This window comes from Polaromonas sp., from assembly GCF_031411155.1.
In the GTDB taxonomy this organism is placed as follows: domain Bacteria; phylum Pseudomonadota; class Gammaproteobacteria; order Burkholderiales; family Burkholderiaceae_C; genus Polaromonas.
Genome location: NZ_JANOAL010000098.1, coordinates 38,178 through 54,918, shown reverse-complemented (window position 1 = coordinate 54,918; position 16,741 = coordinate 38,178). Strand labels below are relative to the sequence as shown.

16 protein-coding genes are annotated in these 16,741 nt (G+C 63.8%); 13 read left to right on the top strand and 3 right to left on the bottom strand.

Translation table 11 applies throughout. The features are described 5' to 3' along the window. The first annotated feature begins 213 nt into the window (after positions 1-213). From hydA to RMO23_RS06925, 10 genes are read left to right on the top strand one after another with little or no spacing between them, the layout of a single operon-like run. A complete protein-coding gene (gene hydA / locus RMO23_RS06970; RefSeq protein WP_309679833.1) occupies positions 214-1,665 on the top strand; it encodes a dihydropyrimidinase in 1,452 nt (483 codons plus the stop codon). Beyond that, the gene (locus RMO23_RS06965; protein ID WP_309679831.1) at positions 1,662-2,408 is read left to right on the top strand and encodes an aspartate/glutamate racemase family protein; all 747 of its coding nucleotides are present in this window, start codon (positions 1,662-1,664) and stop codon (positions 2,406-2,408) included. The genes hydA and RMO23_RS06965 overlap by 4 nt, the downstream gene beginning before the upstream one ends. A gap of 53 nt (positions 2,409-2,461) precedes the next feature. Further along, entirely contained in the window at positions 2,462-3,472 is a 1,011-nt protein-coding gene (locus RMO23_RS06960; protein WP_309679829.1) for a TRAP transporter substrate-binding protein, read from the top strand. A 29-nt stretch (positions 3,473-3,501) separates the two neighbouring features. After that, the gene (locus tag RMO23_RS06955) at positions 3,502-4,026 is read left to right on the top strand and encodes a TRAP transporter small permease (protein WP_309679827.1); all 525 of its coding nucleotides are present in this window, start codon (positions 3,502-3,504) and stop codon (positions 4,024-4,026) included. Beyond that, positions 4,023-5,303: a TRAP transporter large permease gene (locus RMO23_RS06950; protein ID WP_309679825.1), complete on the top strand. Its 1,281-nt coding sequence runs from the start codon at positions 4,023-4,025 to the stop codon at positions 5,301-5,303. The genes RMO23_RS06955 and RMO23_RS06950 overlap by 4 nt, the downstream gene beginning before the upstream one ends. A gap of 16 nt (positions 5,304-5,319) precedes the next feature. Then, the gene (locus RMO23_RS06945; protein WP_309679823.1) at positions 5,320-5,877 is read left to right on the top strand and encodes a nucleoside deaminase; all 558 of its coding nucleotides are present in this window, start codon (positions 5,320-5,322) and stop codon (positions 5,875-5,877) included. After that, the gene (locus tag RMO23_RS06940; RefSeq protein ID WP_309679821.1) at positions 5,870-6,943 is read left to right on the top strand and encodes a TRAP transporter substrate-binding protein; all 1,074 of its coding nucleotides are present in this window, start codon (positions 5,870-5,872) and stop codon (positions 6,941-6,943) included. The genes RMO23_RS06945 and RMO23_RS06940 overlap by 8 nt, the downstream gene beginning before the upstream one ends. Next, entirely contained in the window at positions 6,940-7,590 is a 651-nt protein-coding gene (locus RMO23_RS06935) for a TRAP transporter small permease (RefSeq protein WP_309679819.1), read from the top strand. Before RMO23_RS06940 ends, RMO23_RS06935 begins: the two co-directional genes overlap by 4 nt. Further along, a complete protein-coding gene (locus RMO23_RS06930) occupies positions 7,587-8,879 on the top strand; it encodes a TRAP transporter large permease subunit (protein WP_309679817.1) in 1,293 nt (430 codons plus the stop codon). Before RMO23_RS06935 ends, RMO23_RS06930 begins: the two co-directional genes overlap by 4 nt. Positions 8,880-8,889: 10 nt before the next feature. Next, complete coding sequence (locus RMO23_RS06925; RefSeq protein ID WP_309679816.1) at positions 8,890-10,299, top strand: amidase; 1,410 nt, start codon at positions 8,890-8,892, stop codon at positions 10,297-10,299. A gap of 155 nt (positions 10,300-10,454) precedes the next feature. Here the strand turns inward: RMO23_RS06925 and RMO23_RS06920 are convergent, their stop codons facing one another. The 3 genes from RMO23_RS06920 to RMO23_RS06910 all read right to left on the bottom strand — a co-directional run bounded on the left by RMO23_RS06920 (position 10,455) and on the right by RMO23_RS06910 (position 13,121). Then, entirely contained in the window at positions 10,455-11,225 is a 771-nt protein-coding gene (locus RMO23_RS06920) for a fumarylacetoacetate hydrolase family protein (protein WP_309679814.1), read from the bottom strand. Positions 11,226-11,400: 175 nt separating this feature from the next. Further along, complete coding sequence (locus RMO23_RS06915; protein WP_309679811.1) at positions 11,401-12,165, bottom strand: ATP-binding cassette domain-containing protein; 765 nt, start codon at positions 12,163-12,165, stop codon at positions 11,401-11,403. Continuing rightward, on the bottom strand, positions 12,162-13,121 hold the full coding sequence (locus RMO23_RS06910; RefSeq protein ID WP_309679809.1) for a tripartite tricarboxylate transporter substrate binding protein: 960 nt from the start codon (positions 13,119-13,121) through the stop codon (positions 12,162-12,164). Before RMO23_RS06910 ends, RMO23_RS06915 begins: the two co-directional genes overlap by 4 nt. Before the next feature lie 83 nt (positions 13,122-13,204). On the opposite strand from RMO23_RS06910, the gene RMO23_RS06905 reads away from it, so the two are divergent. Genes RMO23_RS06905 through RMO23_RS06895 form a run of 3 tightly spaced genes read left to right on the top strand, consistent with a single transcriptional unit; the run spans position 13,205 to position 16,496 of the window. Continuing rightward, the gene (locus tag RMO23_RS06905; RefSeq protein ID WP_309679807.1) at positions 13,205-14,467 is read left to right on the top strand and encodes a beta-propeller fold lactonase family protein; all 1,263 of its coding nucleotides are present in this window, start codon (positions 13,205-13,207) and stop codon (positions 14,465-14,467) included. A gap of 23 nt (positions 14,468-14,490) precedes the next feature. Next, positions 14,491-15,678: a branched-chain amino acid ABC transporter substrate-binding protein gene (locus RMO23_RS06900; RefSeq protein WP_309679805.1), complete on the top strand. Its 1,188-nt coding sequence runs from the start codon at positions 14,491-14,493 to the stop codon at positions 15,676-15,678. Next, positions 15,660-16,496: an ABC transporter permease gene (locus RMO23_RS06895; RefSeq protein WP_309679803.1), complete on the top strand. Its 837-nt coding sequence runs from the start codon at positions 15,660-15,662 to the stop codon at positions 16,494-16,496. The genes RMO23_RS06900 and RMO23_RS06895 overlap by 19 nt, the downstream gene beginning before the upstream one ends. Positions 16,497-16,741 lie beyond the last annotated feature (245 nt).

Below are 16,741 nucleotides of genomic sequence, written 5' to 3'. Positions count from 1 at the left end.
TAAACACTACTGTCGTCAATATCTGAATGAGAGACATTATGGCTACGGAGCGAAAGCTTGTGAATATGGCAGGCCCGAAATTTGCTGAACGAAGGCTGTTCCCGATAGGAAAACGACGATGCATCAAAACAAAAACTCGATACAAGTGTCAACAAGCATGTATGCATTAAAAATGACAACAAATCCCCGAACTGGTGCGCAGCAGGAGGGCGCATGAGCCGGGCACCACTGGATCTCGTCATCCGCCATGCGCGTGTAGCGACCGCCAGCGATAGCTTCAGCGCTGACATCGGTATCAGCGGCGGGCGCATCGTTCAACTGGGGGCGAATCTGGAGCGCGGGCAGCGGGAAATTGATGCCGCCGGTCGCGTGGTCACGCCCGGTGGGGTCGACGCGCATTGCCATCTCGACCAGCCGATGGCGCCGCCGGTGCGCATGGCCGACAACTTCGACACCGGCACGCGCGCTGCGGCCTGCGGCGGCACCACCACCGTGATTCCGTTCGCCGCGCAGGAAAAGGGCCAGTCGCTGCGCGCCGCCGTGGCCGACTACCACCAGCGGGCCGAGGGCCGCGCGCACATCGACTACGCCTTCCACCTGATCGTCAGCGACCCGACGCCGCAGGTGCTGAATGTGGAACTGCCGGCGCTGATCGCCGAGGGCTACAGCTCGTTCAAGATCTACATGACCTACGACGACCTGAAGCTCGACGATGGCCAGATCCTCGACGTGCTCGACGTGCTCGACGTGCTCGACGTGGCACGCGCCCACGGTGCCATGGCCATGGTGCATGCCGAGAACGCCGATTGCATCGAATGGCTGACCAAGAAGCTGGAGGCCGCCGGCCGTACCGCGCCGCGCTTTCATGCGCACAGCCGCCCGATGCTGGTCGAGCGCGAGGCGACGCAGCGTGCGATTGCGCTGTCGCAACTGGTCGACGTGCCCATTCTGATCGTGCATGTGTCGGGCCGCGAGGCGGTCGAGCAGATCCGCTGGGCGCGCGGCCAGGGCCTCAAGGTGTTTGCCGAAACCTGCCCGCAGTACCTGTTCCTGACCGCCGAGGACCTTGGCATCGATGACAGCTATAAGGGCGCGCACTGCGTCTGCAGCCCGCCGCCGCGCGACAAGGCGAATCAGGAGGTGATCTGGGACGGCCTCAACGACGGCCTGTTCACTGTGTTCTCGTCCGACCACGCGCCGTTCAACCTCGACGGCAGCGAAGGCAAGAAGCCCGGTGGCAAGGAAGTTGCGTTTCGCCATATCCCGAACGGCATCGCCGGCATCGAGACGCGCATGGCGCTGCTGTACTCCGAAGGGGTGCTGGCCGGGCGTATCACGCTCGAAAAGTTCGTCGAACTGACCGCCACCAACCCGGCCAAGGCCTACGGCCTGCACCCGCGCAAGGGCAGCCTGGCCATCGGCTCCGATGCCGACCTGGTGATCTGGGATGAGCGCGAGTTTGTGCTGCGCAACACGCAGCTGCACCATGCCGTGGACCACACGCCCTACGAAGGCATGACCTTGAAAGCCTGGCCCGGCCTGACGCTGTCGCGTGGCGAGGTGGTGTGGGATGGCCGTGAATTCCACGGCCGCGCCGGCCGTGGCCGTTTCCTGCCCAGCGGTGCGCCCTCGCTGCTGCCGCGCCAACCCGGAAGGCCCGCATGAAGCTGCTGCTCATCAATCCCAATATCTCGGACAGCGTGTCCGAGCTGATCCGCAGCGAGGCGCTGCGCAGTGCTTCGCCCGGCACCGAGATCGAGGTGCTGACGGCGCCCTTCGGCGTGGCCTACATCGAAACCCGTTTCGAGGCGCTGATCGGCGCCTACGCGGCGGCCCAGCTCGCGGCCGAACACCATGCACGTTTCGATGCGGTGGTGGTGGCGGCCTTCGGCGACCCGGGGCTCACCGGCTTGCGCGAAGCCTTGCCGGTGCCGGTGACCGGCCTTACCGAAGCGGCGCTGGCCAGCGCCTGTTTGCTGGGTCACCGCATCTCCATCATTGCCATCTCGCAGCGCATCCAGGCCTGGTACCGCGAAGTCGTCGAGTCTTATGGCCTGGGCTCGCGGCTGGCCAGCATACACGCGCTGGACCGGCCGCTGGCCAGCATCGGCCAGGTGCAGGACGAACACGCGCAGCAACTGAAGGCACTGGCAGAGCGCGCCGTCGATGAAGATGGCGCCGACGTCATCGTGCTGGCCGGTGCGCCGCTGGCCGGGCTGGCGCGTGCGCTCAAGGGGCAGCTGCCGGTGCCGGTGGTCGATGGCGTCTCCAGCGCGGTGCGCCATGCCGAGACGCTGGCCGCGCTGCAACCAGGCACCGCTCGCCGCGGCAGTTTCGCAGCGCCGCCGGTCAAGCCGAACCGCGGCTTGCCGCCCGCCATCGCGCGACTGCTTGACCGCATCGCCTGAACTTCTGCCCGCCAACTTTCATTCCAAAACTTCCAACCTTACGAAAGACCACCATGGCCCATCGCTCTATATCTCCCTTGATCTCCCGCCTGCTTGCCGCTGCGGCTTTGACCTTCGCTGCAGCCGCGGTGCCCGCCTTCGCGCAGCAAAAGCTGCAGATCGCCGGCAATTTCGCTTCCGAGCACCCGAGCAGCGTGGCTGTGGACCAGGTTTTCAAAAAGGAGGTCGCGCGCCTGACCAACAACCAGCTGCAGGTAGATGTTTTTCCGGCCATGCAACTCGGCGGTGCCAAGGAAAATGTCGACGCAGTGCGGTCTGGAACACTGGCCTTGACCTGGGTTGGCGGAGCTTTCCTGTCGCGCATCGCACCGGAGCTGGAGGCGGTCAGTCTGCCCTTTGTCTTTAGAAACCGCGAGACGGCGTTTCGCGTCATCGACGGCCCGGTCGGCGCGGCCATCGACAAAAAGCTGCAGGACAAGGGCTTTCTCACCCTTGGCTGGATGGAGCTCGGCGCGCGTCACATCACCAACAGCCGGGGTCCGATCAAGAGCATGGCGGACCTGAAGGGACTGAAACTGCGCCTGCAACCCAACGAAACGCATCTGGCCACCTTCCGCGCGCTGGGTGCCAATCCGGTGGCGATGGACGTCAAGGAGCTGTATTCGGCGCTCGAGCAGCGGGTGGTCGATGCCCAGGAAAATCCGTACACGGTGATCAGCGCCAGCCGCTACAGCGAGGTGCAAAAGCAGCTGAGCAACTCCAGCCATTTTTTCGATTTCATCGCCGTGGTGGCGAGCAAGAAGGCTTTCGAGCAGCTCAAGCCGGAGTACCAGAAGGCGGTGCGTGAGGCGATGACCTCGACCATCGCCTTCCAGCGCAAGCTCGCCATCGAAAGCGAGGCCAAGGCCCTGGCCGACCTGAAGACCCGGATGACGCTGACCGAAATTCCGCCCGGGGCCATCGAGGAGATGCGCAAGGCCACGGCCCCGGTGATCGAGGACGTCAAGAAGCGTGCCGGGGCCGATCTGGTGAACCAGGTGCTCGCTGAAGCGGCCAAGCGCTGATTCGCGGCATGCAAAGCAGGAGCCCCGAGATGAATGCACAAACAATGACCGCCGAGCGCCCGCTGCTGTGGCCAGACCGCGCGCTGCGCGGGCTGGACCAGCTGGTCACTGGCGCGCTGCTGGCCGCAGTGGCCGCGATGGTGGGCGTGGTGTCGGCGCAGGTGGCGCTGCGCTATGGCTTTAACCGTTCAATTGACTGGGCCGACGAGATCGGCCGGCTGGCTTTTGTCTGGTCGATCTTCCTGGCTATTCCACTGGGTGTGCGCCAGGGTGCGCACATCGGTATCGACGTTCTGGCCGACAAGCTGCCCGAAAACTGGCGCGACGCGCTCAAGCGTTCTGGTGCCGCGCTGTGCGCCCTGATGATGGCAGCCATCGCCTGGGCCGCGCTCGGTGTCGCGCGCGAGCAATGGGACGAGCTGATGGCCACTGTCGACTGGAGCGTGGGCTGGTTCATTGTGCCGGTGGGTATCGGTGCGCTGCTGTCCGCCCTGCACCTGCTTCGCATTGTTGTCGTCGGTCCACCGGCTACGCAGCCGGGAGGTGCCGAATGAGCGCGCTGGTGGTTGTCGGATTCATGGCGCTGGCCCTGCTGGGTCTGCCGATCGCGTTTTCGATGGGCGTTGCCTCGCTGGTCGCCTTGTGGCTGAGCGGGGTTGATCTGTCCATGGTGCCGCAGCGCATGATGCACTCGGTCAATTCGTTTCCGCTGATGTCGATTCCGTTCTTCATGCTCGCGGGCGAGCTGATGATCAAGGCCGGCATCGTGGAGCGGCTGATCGCGCTGGCCAACACGCTGGTTGGCCGGGTGCGCGGCGGCATGGCGCATGTCACGATGCTGGCGGGCGCCGGCCTGGCCACGGTCTCCGGAGCGGCTGTGTCGGACGCGAGCGCACTGTCGTCGATTCTTGCGCCCTCGCTGACCAAGATCTACGACAAGGGCTTTGCCGCCGCCATCGTTTCTGCCGCGGCCAACCTGGGGCCCATCATTCCCCCGTCGGGCGCGATGATCGTCTATGCCTTCATGGCCGGCTCGTCGGTGTCTGTGGGCGGCATGTTCATGGCCGGCGTGGTGCCGGGATTGATCATTACCTTTGGGTTCATCGGGCTGTGCTCATGGATTTGCACCCGGCGCGGCTGGGCCGTCACCGGCGAACCGTTCCGAATTGCCACGGTGCTGGCCGAACTGCGCCGCTCGCTGATTGTGCTGGCCATGCCGGTGCTGGTGATAGGCGGCATCGTCGGCGGCGCCTTCACCGCCACCGAGGGCTCGGCCATCGCGGTCGTGTACTCCATGCTGCTCGGCTTCTTCGTGACCCGAACGCTCAAGCTGGCTGACCTGCCGGGGCTGGTGGTGCGCGCGGCGATCACCTCGGCCGTGGTCGGCGCGCTGATCGCCTTTGCCTCCATCATCACCTACCTGATGACGGTCGACTTGCTGCCGCAAACGCTGTCGACGCTGCTGCGTGCGCTGACTACCGATCCGCTGATCTACATGGCGCTGGTCGCGCTGCTGCTGTTCGTGGTCGGCATGTTTCTCGAGTCGAACGCGGCCTACATCATGCTGGTGCCGCTGCTGCATCCGATCGCGCTGCAGTACGGCATCGACCCGCTGCACTTCGGCTTCCTGTTCGTGCTCAACCTCGTGATCGGCATGCTGACGCCGCCGGTCGGCGTGGTGCTGTTCGTCGTCTCCGGCGTCACCGGCGTGCGCATGCGCGAACTGGTCGCGAACGTCTGGCCTTTCATCGCGCTGATGTATGCGGTGCTCGTGCTGTGCATGCTGGTGCCGCCCATCGTCACCGCGCTGCCGCATGCGCTTGGCTACTGATCCCGGGTGGCCCAAGATGTCCGAAGCCGCATTGACCGACCAATATTTCATGGACCAGGTGCTGGAACACTGCGAGGTGGCGCTCTATCGGGGCGACTGCCCGGTGGCGGCGCTCGTGGTGTGCGATGGCGAGGTCGTTGGTGTCGGTTCGAACCGGGTTGCGACCCGCCACGACGCGACCGCCCACGCCGAGACCGAGGCGATTCGCGACGCCTGCGCGCAACTTCGTACCAGTCGTCTTGAGGGCTGCACCCTGTATTCGGCGATGGAGCCGTGCCCGATGTGCTGCTGGGCGCTCAAGGAGGCCGGCATCGCCCGCCTCGTGCTGGGCGCCAGGCACGCGGGCATGCATCGCACCGACTATGGCGACTACGCGGTCGAGAACCTGCTCGGCATGACGCGTGCGTCGCTCGATATTACCGCTGGCGTGCGGGGTGCCGAGTGCGAGGCCATGCGCAGGCGCTGGTCCCGCTGGACCGAGCCCGGCCCGCCCGTTAATCCCGAGCCCAAATCTACTCACAGTTTCTCCCGTTCCCCCGACCAACCCACCTCACAGGAGCATCTCCATGACTAAACCCACCCTTTCCCGTTCACGGCTGGGACGCTTGCTGGCCGCCGCTGCCATCACCACTGGCGTCTTGTTTTCGGGCCCTGTTCTCGCGCAGGACCGACTCAAGTTCAAAATCATCGGCCAGCCGCTGGCTACCGGCCTGATCCAGAAAAACAAGGAACAACCGTTTTTCGAAAACTTCGCGGCCAAAACCGGCCTGCCCATCGATGCCGACTACAAGCCCATGGACACGCTGGGCATCAAGGACACCGAGCAGCTGCGCGTGATGAAGGCCGGCCTGTTCGACATCGTGTCGCTGCGCGTCTCGCAAAACTCGCGTGACGAGCCCACCATCCTCGGCCTGGACCTGGTCGGCGCCAGTCCTGACTACGCCACCGGCCGCAAGGTCGCCAAAGCCTACTTCGATACCGCCGACCAGCGCCTGCAAAAGCAGTTCAACGTCAAACTGCTCGGCGTCTGGCCGTTCGGCCCGCAGATCCTGTTCTGCGCAAAGCCGATTACCAAGCTGGCCGATGTGAAGGGGCTGAAGGTCCGTGTCTACGACCAGAATCTGGCCAAGTTCATCGAGATGGTGGGCGGCACGCCGGTGCCGGTCTCGTTTGCCGACACCCACCAGTCGCTGTCGCTGGGCGTGGTCGATTGCGCCATCACCGGCCCGAGCTCGGCCAACTCCGCCGGCTGGCCCGAGGTGACGACACACCAGTTGCCGCTCGGTTTTCAGATGGCGCTCAATGGTTATGCGATTTCGATGAAAGCCTGGAACCAGCTCAAGCCCGACCAGCAGGTCAAACTCAAGGCCGCCTTCGATACCCTGACCGACGACATCTGGAAATACTCGGAAGAGTTGTTCCTGGACGCGCTGAACTGCAACGCCGGCAAGGAATCCTGCACCACCGGCAAGAAGTTCAAGCTCATCAACGTGGCCGTAACGCCGGCTGACGGCGAGCTGGTACGTGGTGCCGTCAGCAAGGTCAGCCTGCCGGTCTGGGCCGAGGTCTGTGACAAGTCCAACCCGGGTTGCTCGCAAAAATGGAGCAGCACGGTGGGCCCGGTGCTGGGGCTGAAATGAGCGATAGCATCATCATCAACCGGGGCCGGCCTGCGGCGGCCCCCATCCCGAAGGGTGTCGCCATGAAGGACCACATCGAGAATGTGCTGGCCACGGTGTTCGGCGGCATCTTTTTGCTGCTGGCCTGCGTCGTTGCGGTCGAGACCGTCTCGCGCAAGGTGTTCAACGTGTCGCTGCAAGGGGCTGACGAGCTCGGCGGTTACGCGCTGGCCGTTGGCTCGACCATTGCCTTCAGCCTGGCGCTGATGGGCCGCAACCACATTCGGGTGGATGTGTTCCACGAGCGGTTTCCGCGCGCCATGCAGGCCTTCCTGAACTGGTTCTCCATCGTCACGCTGGCTTCCTTCGGGACCTTCGTGGCCTGGATCGCGACCAAGGTCATCACCGATACCCTGCAGTACGGCAGCACCGCGCAGACGCCCTGGGCGACGCCGCTGATCTGGCCGCAGGCCGTCTGGTACGCCGGGCTGGTGATTTTTGCGCTGGTGGCCATGGGTTATGCCCTGCGCGCCAGCTGGCTGCTGGTGACGAAGCGTGTCGACACGCTGAACCACGACTTTCACCCGAAGAGCGCCAAGGAAGAGCTGAAGGAAGAACTCGACGACCTGGCCCAGCGCCAGTCCGTTGAACAAGGAGCACAAGCATGAGCATAGGATTATTCGGACTCGCCTTCGTCGTGATGCTGGGCATGATGCTGGTCGGCATCCCGATCGCCGTGTCCATGGCGGCGGTGGGCATCGTTGGCGGCATCGCCGCCTATGGCATGCCCTTCATGGACTCGATCGCGCCCGTGGTCTGGGGCGTGCACAACGAGAGCCTGCTGACCTCGATTCCGCTGTTCATTCTGCTCGGTGAGCTGTTGCTGCGTTCGGGGATTGCCGACCGCATGTACATCGCCCTGTCGGCCTGGCTCGGGCGCCTGCCCGGCGGGCTGCTGCACACCAACATCGGCAGCTGTGCGCTGTTTGCCGCCACCTCGGGCTCGTCAGTGGCGACTGCAGCCACGGTCGGCACGGTCGCGTTGCCCTCGTTGCAAAAACGAGGCTACCCGATGCGCGCCTCGCTCGGCTCGCTGGCGGCCGGTGGCACCTTGGGCATCCTGATTCCGCCCAGCGTGAACATGATCGTCTACGGCTCGCTGACCAACAACTCGATCGGCAAGCTGTTCATCGCCGGCATCATCCCTGGCCTGTTGCTGACGGGTTGCTTCATGCTCTACATCGCCGTGTCGGCGCTGATGGGTGGCAACGCCATGCGCGAGCCCAAGGTGCCGATGGCCGAGAAGCTGCGCTCGCTGGTGCACCTGGTGCCGCCCATGGTGGTGTTCGGCATCGTGATGGGCAGCCTTTATTTCGGCATCGCCACCACCACGGAAAGCGCGGCCCTGGGTGTGATCGCGGCGCTGGGCTTCGTCGTGCACTCGGGCAAGATGAGCCGCGAGCTGCTGCGCACCTGCTTCATCTCCACGGCGCGCGTCAGCGGCATGATCCTGCTGATCATGACGGCGGCCTTTATCCTCAACCTGACCATCAGCCTGACCGGCGTGGCCGAGGCCATGACCAAGTGGGTGGCCGGACTGGGCCTGTCGGCGACCGGGCTGATCCTGGCGCTGATCGTGTTCTACCTGATCCTCGGCATGTTCATGGATGTGCTGTCGATGCAGGTGGCGACCATCCCGATTACCTACCCGATCGCAACGGCGCTGGGCGTGGACCCGATCTGGTTTGGCATCTTCATCGTGCTGATGTGCGAGCTCGGACTGATCACGCCGCCGGTGGGTATGAACCTGTTCGTGGTGCATGGCATCCGGCCCGACAAGGGCGGCATCGAGGACGCGATCTGGGGCGCCTTGCCTTACGCGGCCATCATGATCCTGTTCACCTTGCTGATCATGGCGATCCCGCAAATCGTGACCTGGCTACCAGCACACATGTGAGGCCCATGCCATGACTGAATCTTCTGAACTCTGGCGCCTTTCCGCCGTGGAGCTGCGGCGCCGCTTTCGCGAGCGCTCGTTGACGCCACTGGCGGTGGCGCAGGTCTGCCTGGCGCGGCTGGAAGCCGTGAACCCGCGGCTGAACGCGGTGATTGCACGGCGTGACGCGCGCTTTATGGAAGAGGCGCTTGCTTCCACGGAACGCCATGCGCGCGGTCAGCCGCTGTCCGCGCTCGACGGCATTCCGATCACGGTTAAAGACAGTTTGTTCACCGCAGATCAGCCGACGACCTGGGGAACGCCGGCCCTGCGGCACTACCAGAGCCAGCACGACGAACTGGCGGTGGCCCGCGCGCGCGCGGCCGGTGCGCTCATCATCGGCAAGACCAACGTGCCCGAGTTCGCCCTGGAGGGCTACACGGCCAACCCGCTGTTCGGCGTCACCCGCAATCCCTGGCAGCCGCAGCTCACCCCCGGTGGTTCCAGTGGCGGCGCCGTGGCGGCGGTGGCCAGCGGTATCGCGCCGCTGGCGATTGGGCAGGACGGCGGCGGCTCCATTCGGCGGCCGGCCTCGCACGCCGGCCTGGTCGGCCTCAAGCCTTCCCTGAGCGCGGTGCCGCGGCAACATGTGTTGCCCAGCCTGCTGCTGGACTTCGAAGTCATTGGCCCGCTCGCACGCACGGTGGCCGATGCACGCGTGCTGTTCGATGTCATGAGGGGCCCTTCGCCGGTTGACCGGTTGTCACTGGCCGCCGCACAAGCCACGACGCAGCCGCGGCGCACCGCCCCCTTGCGCGTGCTCTATGTGGAGCGCCTCGGCCCCGCACCGCTGGATTCGCAGGTGGCGGGAAGTGTGGCTAGCGCGGTGCAGAAGATCGCAGCACTGGGGCACCAGGTCGATGCAGGTCCGCTGCCTCTGGACCTGGACTTCTTCGCCGATGCGTGGCCGCAGGTCGGCCAAATCGGCCTGGCCCGGATGTTTGAAGCCCACCCTGAGTGGGCGGCACAGGCGTCGCAGAAATACCGGGACATGGCGGCCAACGGGCGGCGCCTGCCGGCGGCTCGGCTATGGCAGATTCTGGAGCGGGTCGCGCAGTTGCGGCGTGACACCGTGAAGCTGTTTGAAGCGGTGGATGTCATCGTGATGCCGTCCGCAGCCGCGCTTCCCTGGGCGGCCGAACTGGCTTACCCGACCCATATCGACGGCCAGGAGGTGGGTCCTCGTGGTCACGCCATCTACACCGGCTGGGTCAACGCCGCGGGCCTGCCGGGTCTGGCCTTGCCCTGCGAGCCATCGCGCGAGGGTCTGCCTATCGGTCTGCAAATGATTGGCGCTTACGGTACTGACGATATGCTGCTTGAGCTTGGTGCAGACTACGAGGCCGTTCATCCTTGGAGCGACCGCTGGCCTGCTCTGTGAGTCTGCGGATCAAGAGGAAAGGGCGGCAAACGCGACCGGGCGCGAGGGCGCTGCGGCAACCCCCGCAGCAGCTCTGACGGTTCAGCATGCAGGCAACGGCTGGCGGGGCTACGCGCCCTGGTTGTCCGAGCGAGGCACCACCTGTATTCAGAGACCTAGAGCTGAACTGTCGCTTCGCCCAGGCCCTCGAAACGTGCCAGCACCCGCTCGCCCTGCGCGGCGGGCAGCATGCCACACCAGGTGCCGGTGGTCACGACAGTGCCAGCGGGCACTGTTTGTCCATCGCGGGTGGCATGTTGCAGCCACGCCGGCAATACCCAGGTCGGGTCGCCCATGGAATGGGTTCCGCGCCATTCAACCGCAGGTCGTGAGCCGATCTGAACCGTGCATGACTGAGCTTTCCAGTCGCGCTGGGCAAAGGCAATCCAATTGCCCAGCACGAGGGCTCCATGGGATTGCAGGTCAGCCAGTTTTAAAAGGGCTGGCGCGTCCACGGACTGGTGCCAACGCGAATCCACCAGTTCAATGGAAACCGTCATCGCGTCGACCAGCGCGATCGCTTGCTCGTGGCTCAACGCCGCGGCCTCGGCTGCAGTGACCGGCTTGCCAAGGCGCAAGGCGACTTCCGCTTCGATCAAACATATGTTGAACGGCCATGCGCCAGCCTGGGCAGGGCTGCGCCAGATTCCTTCAGGGGGCAGCGCTGCATGGGTGGCCAGCGCATCTCTCGAAGGCCCGCCGGTCTTCCAGAAGACAGGAAAAGGAGCGTTCGGTCCCTGCATTGCCTCCGCGACCAAGGCCTGTACCGCATAGGCGTCTTCCGGCGCAGCCAGCTGATCGGCAAATGGCCGTGCATCAATAGGGCGGTTTTGGCGCCGTGCATCCAGAATGGCCTGGGCGACTGCGCTAGCGTTTTGCGAAGACATGGGGTGGTTTGTCGAAGTGGATTGTCGGCCTATTGTCGCCATGCAAGCGCCACTGTCGATGGGCGCAGTACTCATAACAGTTGTGACTAATTTGCCATCAACTGGTCTTCAAAAGCAAGAATATTGATGGACGCTAGCTGGATCCGAGAGTCAGACTTCGGAATATCTTCCCTCGTCAATCATCAGACAGTTGCCCGGTAAATGCAGCCCTGATGCCGTCAAATTGCAAGGTGCCGTTCTTCAAAACCAGCAGACGGTCTGACACATCAATTTCTTCCATCAGGTGAGTCGCCCACAGCACTGCTACCTGGCTTTCCGTGACCAGTTTTCGCACGCCCTGAAGCAGTTGCAGGCGCGAGCCGGGGTCAAGGCCCACGGTGGCTTCATCCATCAGCAAAACACGGGGCCGGTGCAGAAGCGCCCGAACCAGTTCGACCTTGCGGCGAGTGCCGCCCGAGAGGCTGCGTACTGTGGCGCCGACCTGACCCGTCAGACGCATCTGCGCGAGGCCCTCTGCAATTCTTTCCCGTGCGTCGCCGCGCGGCAGGCCGTGCAGGTCGGTGTGGAAAAGGAGGTTGGCCTGCACCGACAAGTCAAGGTCCAGAGCGGTTTGCTGGAACACCACGCCGAGACCGGCTAGCGCCGCGCTGGCATGGGTACGCATGTTGTGGCCGAGGACCTCAATATCGCCACGGTCGGGGCTGAATAGCCCGGTCAGCAATTGCATCAGCGTCGATTTGCCCGAACCATTGGGACCTAGCAGGGCGACCATTTCGCCCGGGAAGAGGGTCAGGCTGAGTCCGGTCAATGCAGGCTTCCCGGCATACGATTTGTGGAGATCGCGCGCCCGCAGTACCGGTGCGTCGGCGTGTTTTGCCTCGAGCTGAGTTGATTGGCTAACGGAGTCGTCGATAACGTCGCGGATGTGCGTGGCAGTCATGTGGCGGGCGCGGTCAGGAGTTTCATGCGACGCAGCAAGATTTTTTCATGCCCCACAGTTTGCAGTACGGCACGCTTGTAAGCGTCGGTATCGAGATAGTCGAGATGCTGGTCGTACCGGGCCAGCGCTGCGGTATGCCGTTCGCTGTGCATGGCCTTGTAAAACGCGTCATGCAGCCGCTTGATGATGGCGGGAGGCGTGCCGCGGGGCGCAGCCAGGCCCCAGGGCGATGAATAGACGGATTGAGTCAATCCCAACTCGCGCAGGGTAGGCACGTCGGGCCAGCGCTTGCTTCGCTCGGCGCTGAAGATCGCCAGCAGCCGCATCTGCCCCCTGTCAAGCCAGGGTGCAAAGCCGGTTGAGTTGACGCCAGCCATGAGTTGCCCGGAGGCCACCGCCAGCATCTGGTCGGCTGTGCCCTTGTAGGGCACGTGAACATACTCAATGCCCTGCTTTAGCAGTATTTCCTCCATGGCCAGGTGCGCGGTGGTGCCAATGCCGGTTGAGCCCATCAGCAGTTTGCCGGGGTTCAGGCGCGCCCAGTCCAGCAACTCGGTCACAGCGCTCCACGGGCTGTTGGCTGGTATGAGCAAGCCGAACGTGGTACCCGAGACTTGCACGATGGGGGCAAGGTCTTTGACCGGGTCCCAGGGTACGGCGTTCATCAGGGCATGGCGAAATACCGTGATGGGCAACTGGCCCAGGGTGTAACCGTCAGGCTCGGCCGACTTCAGCGCAGGCGCTACCAATGTACCGGCGGCGCCTGGCCGGTTCAAGACGATGATACGCTGGCCCAGCAGCGGCTCGGCCTCTTCACACAGAACGCGCAGTGTGAGGTCGGTAGCGCCGCCCGCCGGCCAAGGTACGATCAGTTGCAGCGGTTTGGCGGGCCAGCCGGCGGGCAGCGCGGGCAACAGGTTCGGTACGGCGGAATGGCTGGCCCTGGCCAGATTCAAGGCTGCGGGACCGAGCAGGCCTGCCGCGAGATTCTGGCCTAGCCATTGCCGCCGATTAAGGCACTGCGGGTGGTCCGGCCTATGTGATCGATCAGCACCTTCAGCTTCAATGTGCACGCTTGGCGATGGTGACAGAGGCATGGTTTCAGTCGGTGGGGTTTTGGAAACTGAAGCACTTTGCAGCAGTAGCCACCGTAGAAGCAAAAACAGTGCCGTTTTGTCCGGCACTGTTTTTGCTTAATGTGTCGTTGCAAAACAAAAACTCGGGTTTTGCCCTTACCGGAGACATAGCGTTGACCAATTCAAAGCCTTTCGATTCCTGCGGCGCTCCCCCCCGGGGTCTTCTTATGCGAAATGCCCTCGCAGTGCAGGGACTGCTGCTGGCGATTGGCCTGTTGGGCGGGTGTCCGGCGAGCGCACAGGCTCCGCGCCCGGCGCTCATCGCTAACCGCGTGTATGTTTCCAGTGAAAAAGACAACAGCATTTACGTCTTCGATACGCAGGGTATGCGCGTCGGGGTCATTGAGGTGTGCAAGCGTCCGCGCCACATGATGTTCAGCCCCGATCATCGGCAAATTTATGTGTCCTGCGGAGATAGCAACCAGCTTGGCCTGGTCGATGTCGCCGGATCCAGAATGACAGGAACGATGGCGTTCGGCGACAGCCCGGAGATATTTGACCTGAGTCCTGACGGCAAGACTGCTTACGTCTCGATCGAGGATGAAAATGTGATGGCTGCTTATGACCTGCAAAGCAAATCCAGACTGTTCGAAGTCAAGACCGGGGGCGAGCCTGAGGGCGTCTTGGTCATGCCCGACGGCAAGCGCGCCTACGTCGCTTCCGAGGTAGCCAATGTGGTTCACCTCGTCGATCTGTTGGGGCGCAAGGTGGTAAAAAACATTCGGGTCGGCAATCGGCCGCGCCGTTTTGTGCTGGCTGACGGTGGCAAGGAGCTGTGGGTGAGCAACGAGCTGGGCTCGAGTGTGACAGTCTTGAGCACTGAGGACCACGGCGTCAGGCACACGCTGGAATTCAAGATCAAGGGCATGCGCGCCAGTGACATCACCCCGGTAGGCATGGTGCTGAGCCCCGACGGCAGGACGGTTTGGGTCGGGCTGGGTAAGGCCAACCACGTGGCCGAGGTAGACCGTGCCACGCGCCAGGTGCGCAATACCATTCTGGTGGGCAAGAGGGCCTGGGGCCTGACGCTGCACCCGGACGGCAAAACGCTTTACGTCGCCAATAGCCAGTCGGACGACCTTACACTGATTGATACGGCCAGCGCCAAGGCCGTCCGCACGGTGGCGGTGGGACGGGTGCCGCATACGGTGCTGGTACAGCCCTGATGTCCCTTCGATCTGCTCCCCTGGTGACTGCGCTGCTTGCGGCGCTAGTTTTTGTCACGGGGCTGCTGCCGGTCATGGCAGCGGCTGCCACTGTCACTGTTACGGTAGCCGTGATGGGCCTGTCGGACGATACGCGCTACGCGTCGCGGCGGCTTGAGCAGGCCTTTCCCGGCCATCCGCACGGGCGCGCGCTCGATGCGGCGCGGCTCGCCGCTGACGAGGCCGCCGTGGAGCTTGAGGTGCTGGGCGTGGAGCTGAAGATTCGGGAAGTGCAAGTGGCCGATGCGCAGGGGCTGCCGGCGGCGCTGGTGCAACTCAAGGCCGCTGGCGTGCATCACGTGCTGGCCGACCTTCCCGCCCCGGCATTGCGCCTGCTGGTGCAGTTGTCACCCACTGCGCTCGGCGGCGCCATGGTGATCAACGTCGGCCTGGATGACGACGCCCTGCGCGGCGAGCAGTGCGCAGCCCATTTGCTGCACACCTCGCCCAGCCGGCAGATGCACAGCGACGCGCTGGCCCAGTACCTGGCCGCGCGCAACTGGCGCAAGCTCTTGCTGTTGCAGGGGCCGCTGCCACAAGATGATTTGCAGGCCCAGGCCTTGAGCCGGTCAGCGCAGCGCTACGGCCTGAAAATTGTTCAGACCCGGTCCTTCAAGATGAGTACCGACCCGCGCGAGCGCGATCTTGCCAACACGCGTTTGCTGACTGGCGACCGCGAGCATGAAGTGATTGCCGTGGCCGACAGCATGGGCGAATTCGCGCGTACCTTGCCCTACGCCACGCAGTGGCCGCGCCCGGTGGCGGGCAGTAGCGGTTTAATGGCGCTGGCCTGGCACCCGCAATGGGAGCGCCATGGCGGGCCGCAGTTGTCTCGCCGCTTCTTCAAGCTGGCCCGGCGGCCCATGCAGGGGCAGGACTGGGCGGCCTGGGCGGCCGTCAAAGCGGTGGTGGCCGTCCTGGCGGATGACCCCAAGGCGGGCATGGCGCAGCAGATCAAGCGCCTGCGCAGCGGCGGCATCTATGTGGATGGCGCCAAGGGGCCACGCCTGTCGTTCCGGCCTTGGGACGGGCAGTTGCGCCAACCACTGTTTTTGACGCACGGTGACGGCGTGGTGGGCGTCGCGCCGCTGGAGGGCGTGCTGCACCCCACCGAGGTGTTGGACACACTGGGCATGGATGAGAAGGAATCTGCATGCAAACAGCGCCCCTGAGTACGGCGCCCGCCCATCTGCCGCACCTGGCGCGGGCATTGCGCGCCGTGGTCGGCCGAGAGATCAACAGGTTTTTGCGCCAGCCCTCACGGCTGGCTTCAGCACTGGTGCGGCCGCTGTTATGGTTTGTGGTGTTTTCGGCGGGCTTTCACAACGTGTTTGGCGTGTCCATCGTGCCGCCTTACGAGACTTACGTCGAATATCAGGTGTACATGGTGCCGGGCCTGATGGCCATGGTGGCCCTTTTCAACGGCATGCAGAGCTCGCTTTCCATGGTGTATGACCGCGAGATGGGTGTCATGCGGCTTTTGCTCACTGCGCCCTTGCCGCGCGGCTGGCTGCTGGCTTTCAAGTTGCTGGCGGGCACCTGCCTTTCAGTATTGCAAATGGCGGTGTTCCTAATGATTGCGCTGGCCTTTGGCGTGACGCTGGCGTGGCAGCATCTGCCGCTTCTGCTGTTGGCGATGGTGAGCGGTGCCACGCTGCTCGCCGCGCTGGGTTTGATGCTTTCTGTCTACATCAAGCAACTCGAAAACTTTGCCGGCACCATGAATTTCGTGATCTTTCCCATGTTTTTCATCAGCCCGGCGCTGTATCCACTCTGGAAACTCGAGGAATCAGGCGCTTGGTGGCTGCTCAAGCTAGCCCAGTTCAACCCGTTTACCCATGTGGTTGAGGTGTTGCGTTTTGCCATGTACGGGCAGGTCAACGGCCTGTCGTGGGTCGTAGTGCTGGCCGGAAGCGCTTCTTTCTTTGCGCTGGCTTGGTGGGGCTATGACCCACAGCGCGGCTGGATCAAGCAGCGCGGTGCGGCCTGAAGCCGGATCCAGCGCTTTCCTTGCCACAGGAACGCTGGCGAGGTGCTTCATTTCTGAACACTGTGACACGACCCGGCTGTTGCAAATGAGCACGTGGCCTGATGCTGGAGCAGTTCAGGTGGCCGATCTGGAAGCTGAATCATGCGCACGCAGTCGCGAAAAAGGATGGCACAGAAGTTGCCCTAACTGCTTTGTGATTCCGAACCACGTGGGCTCGGGATCATGACCACCGTGCATGCAGCACG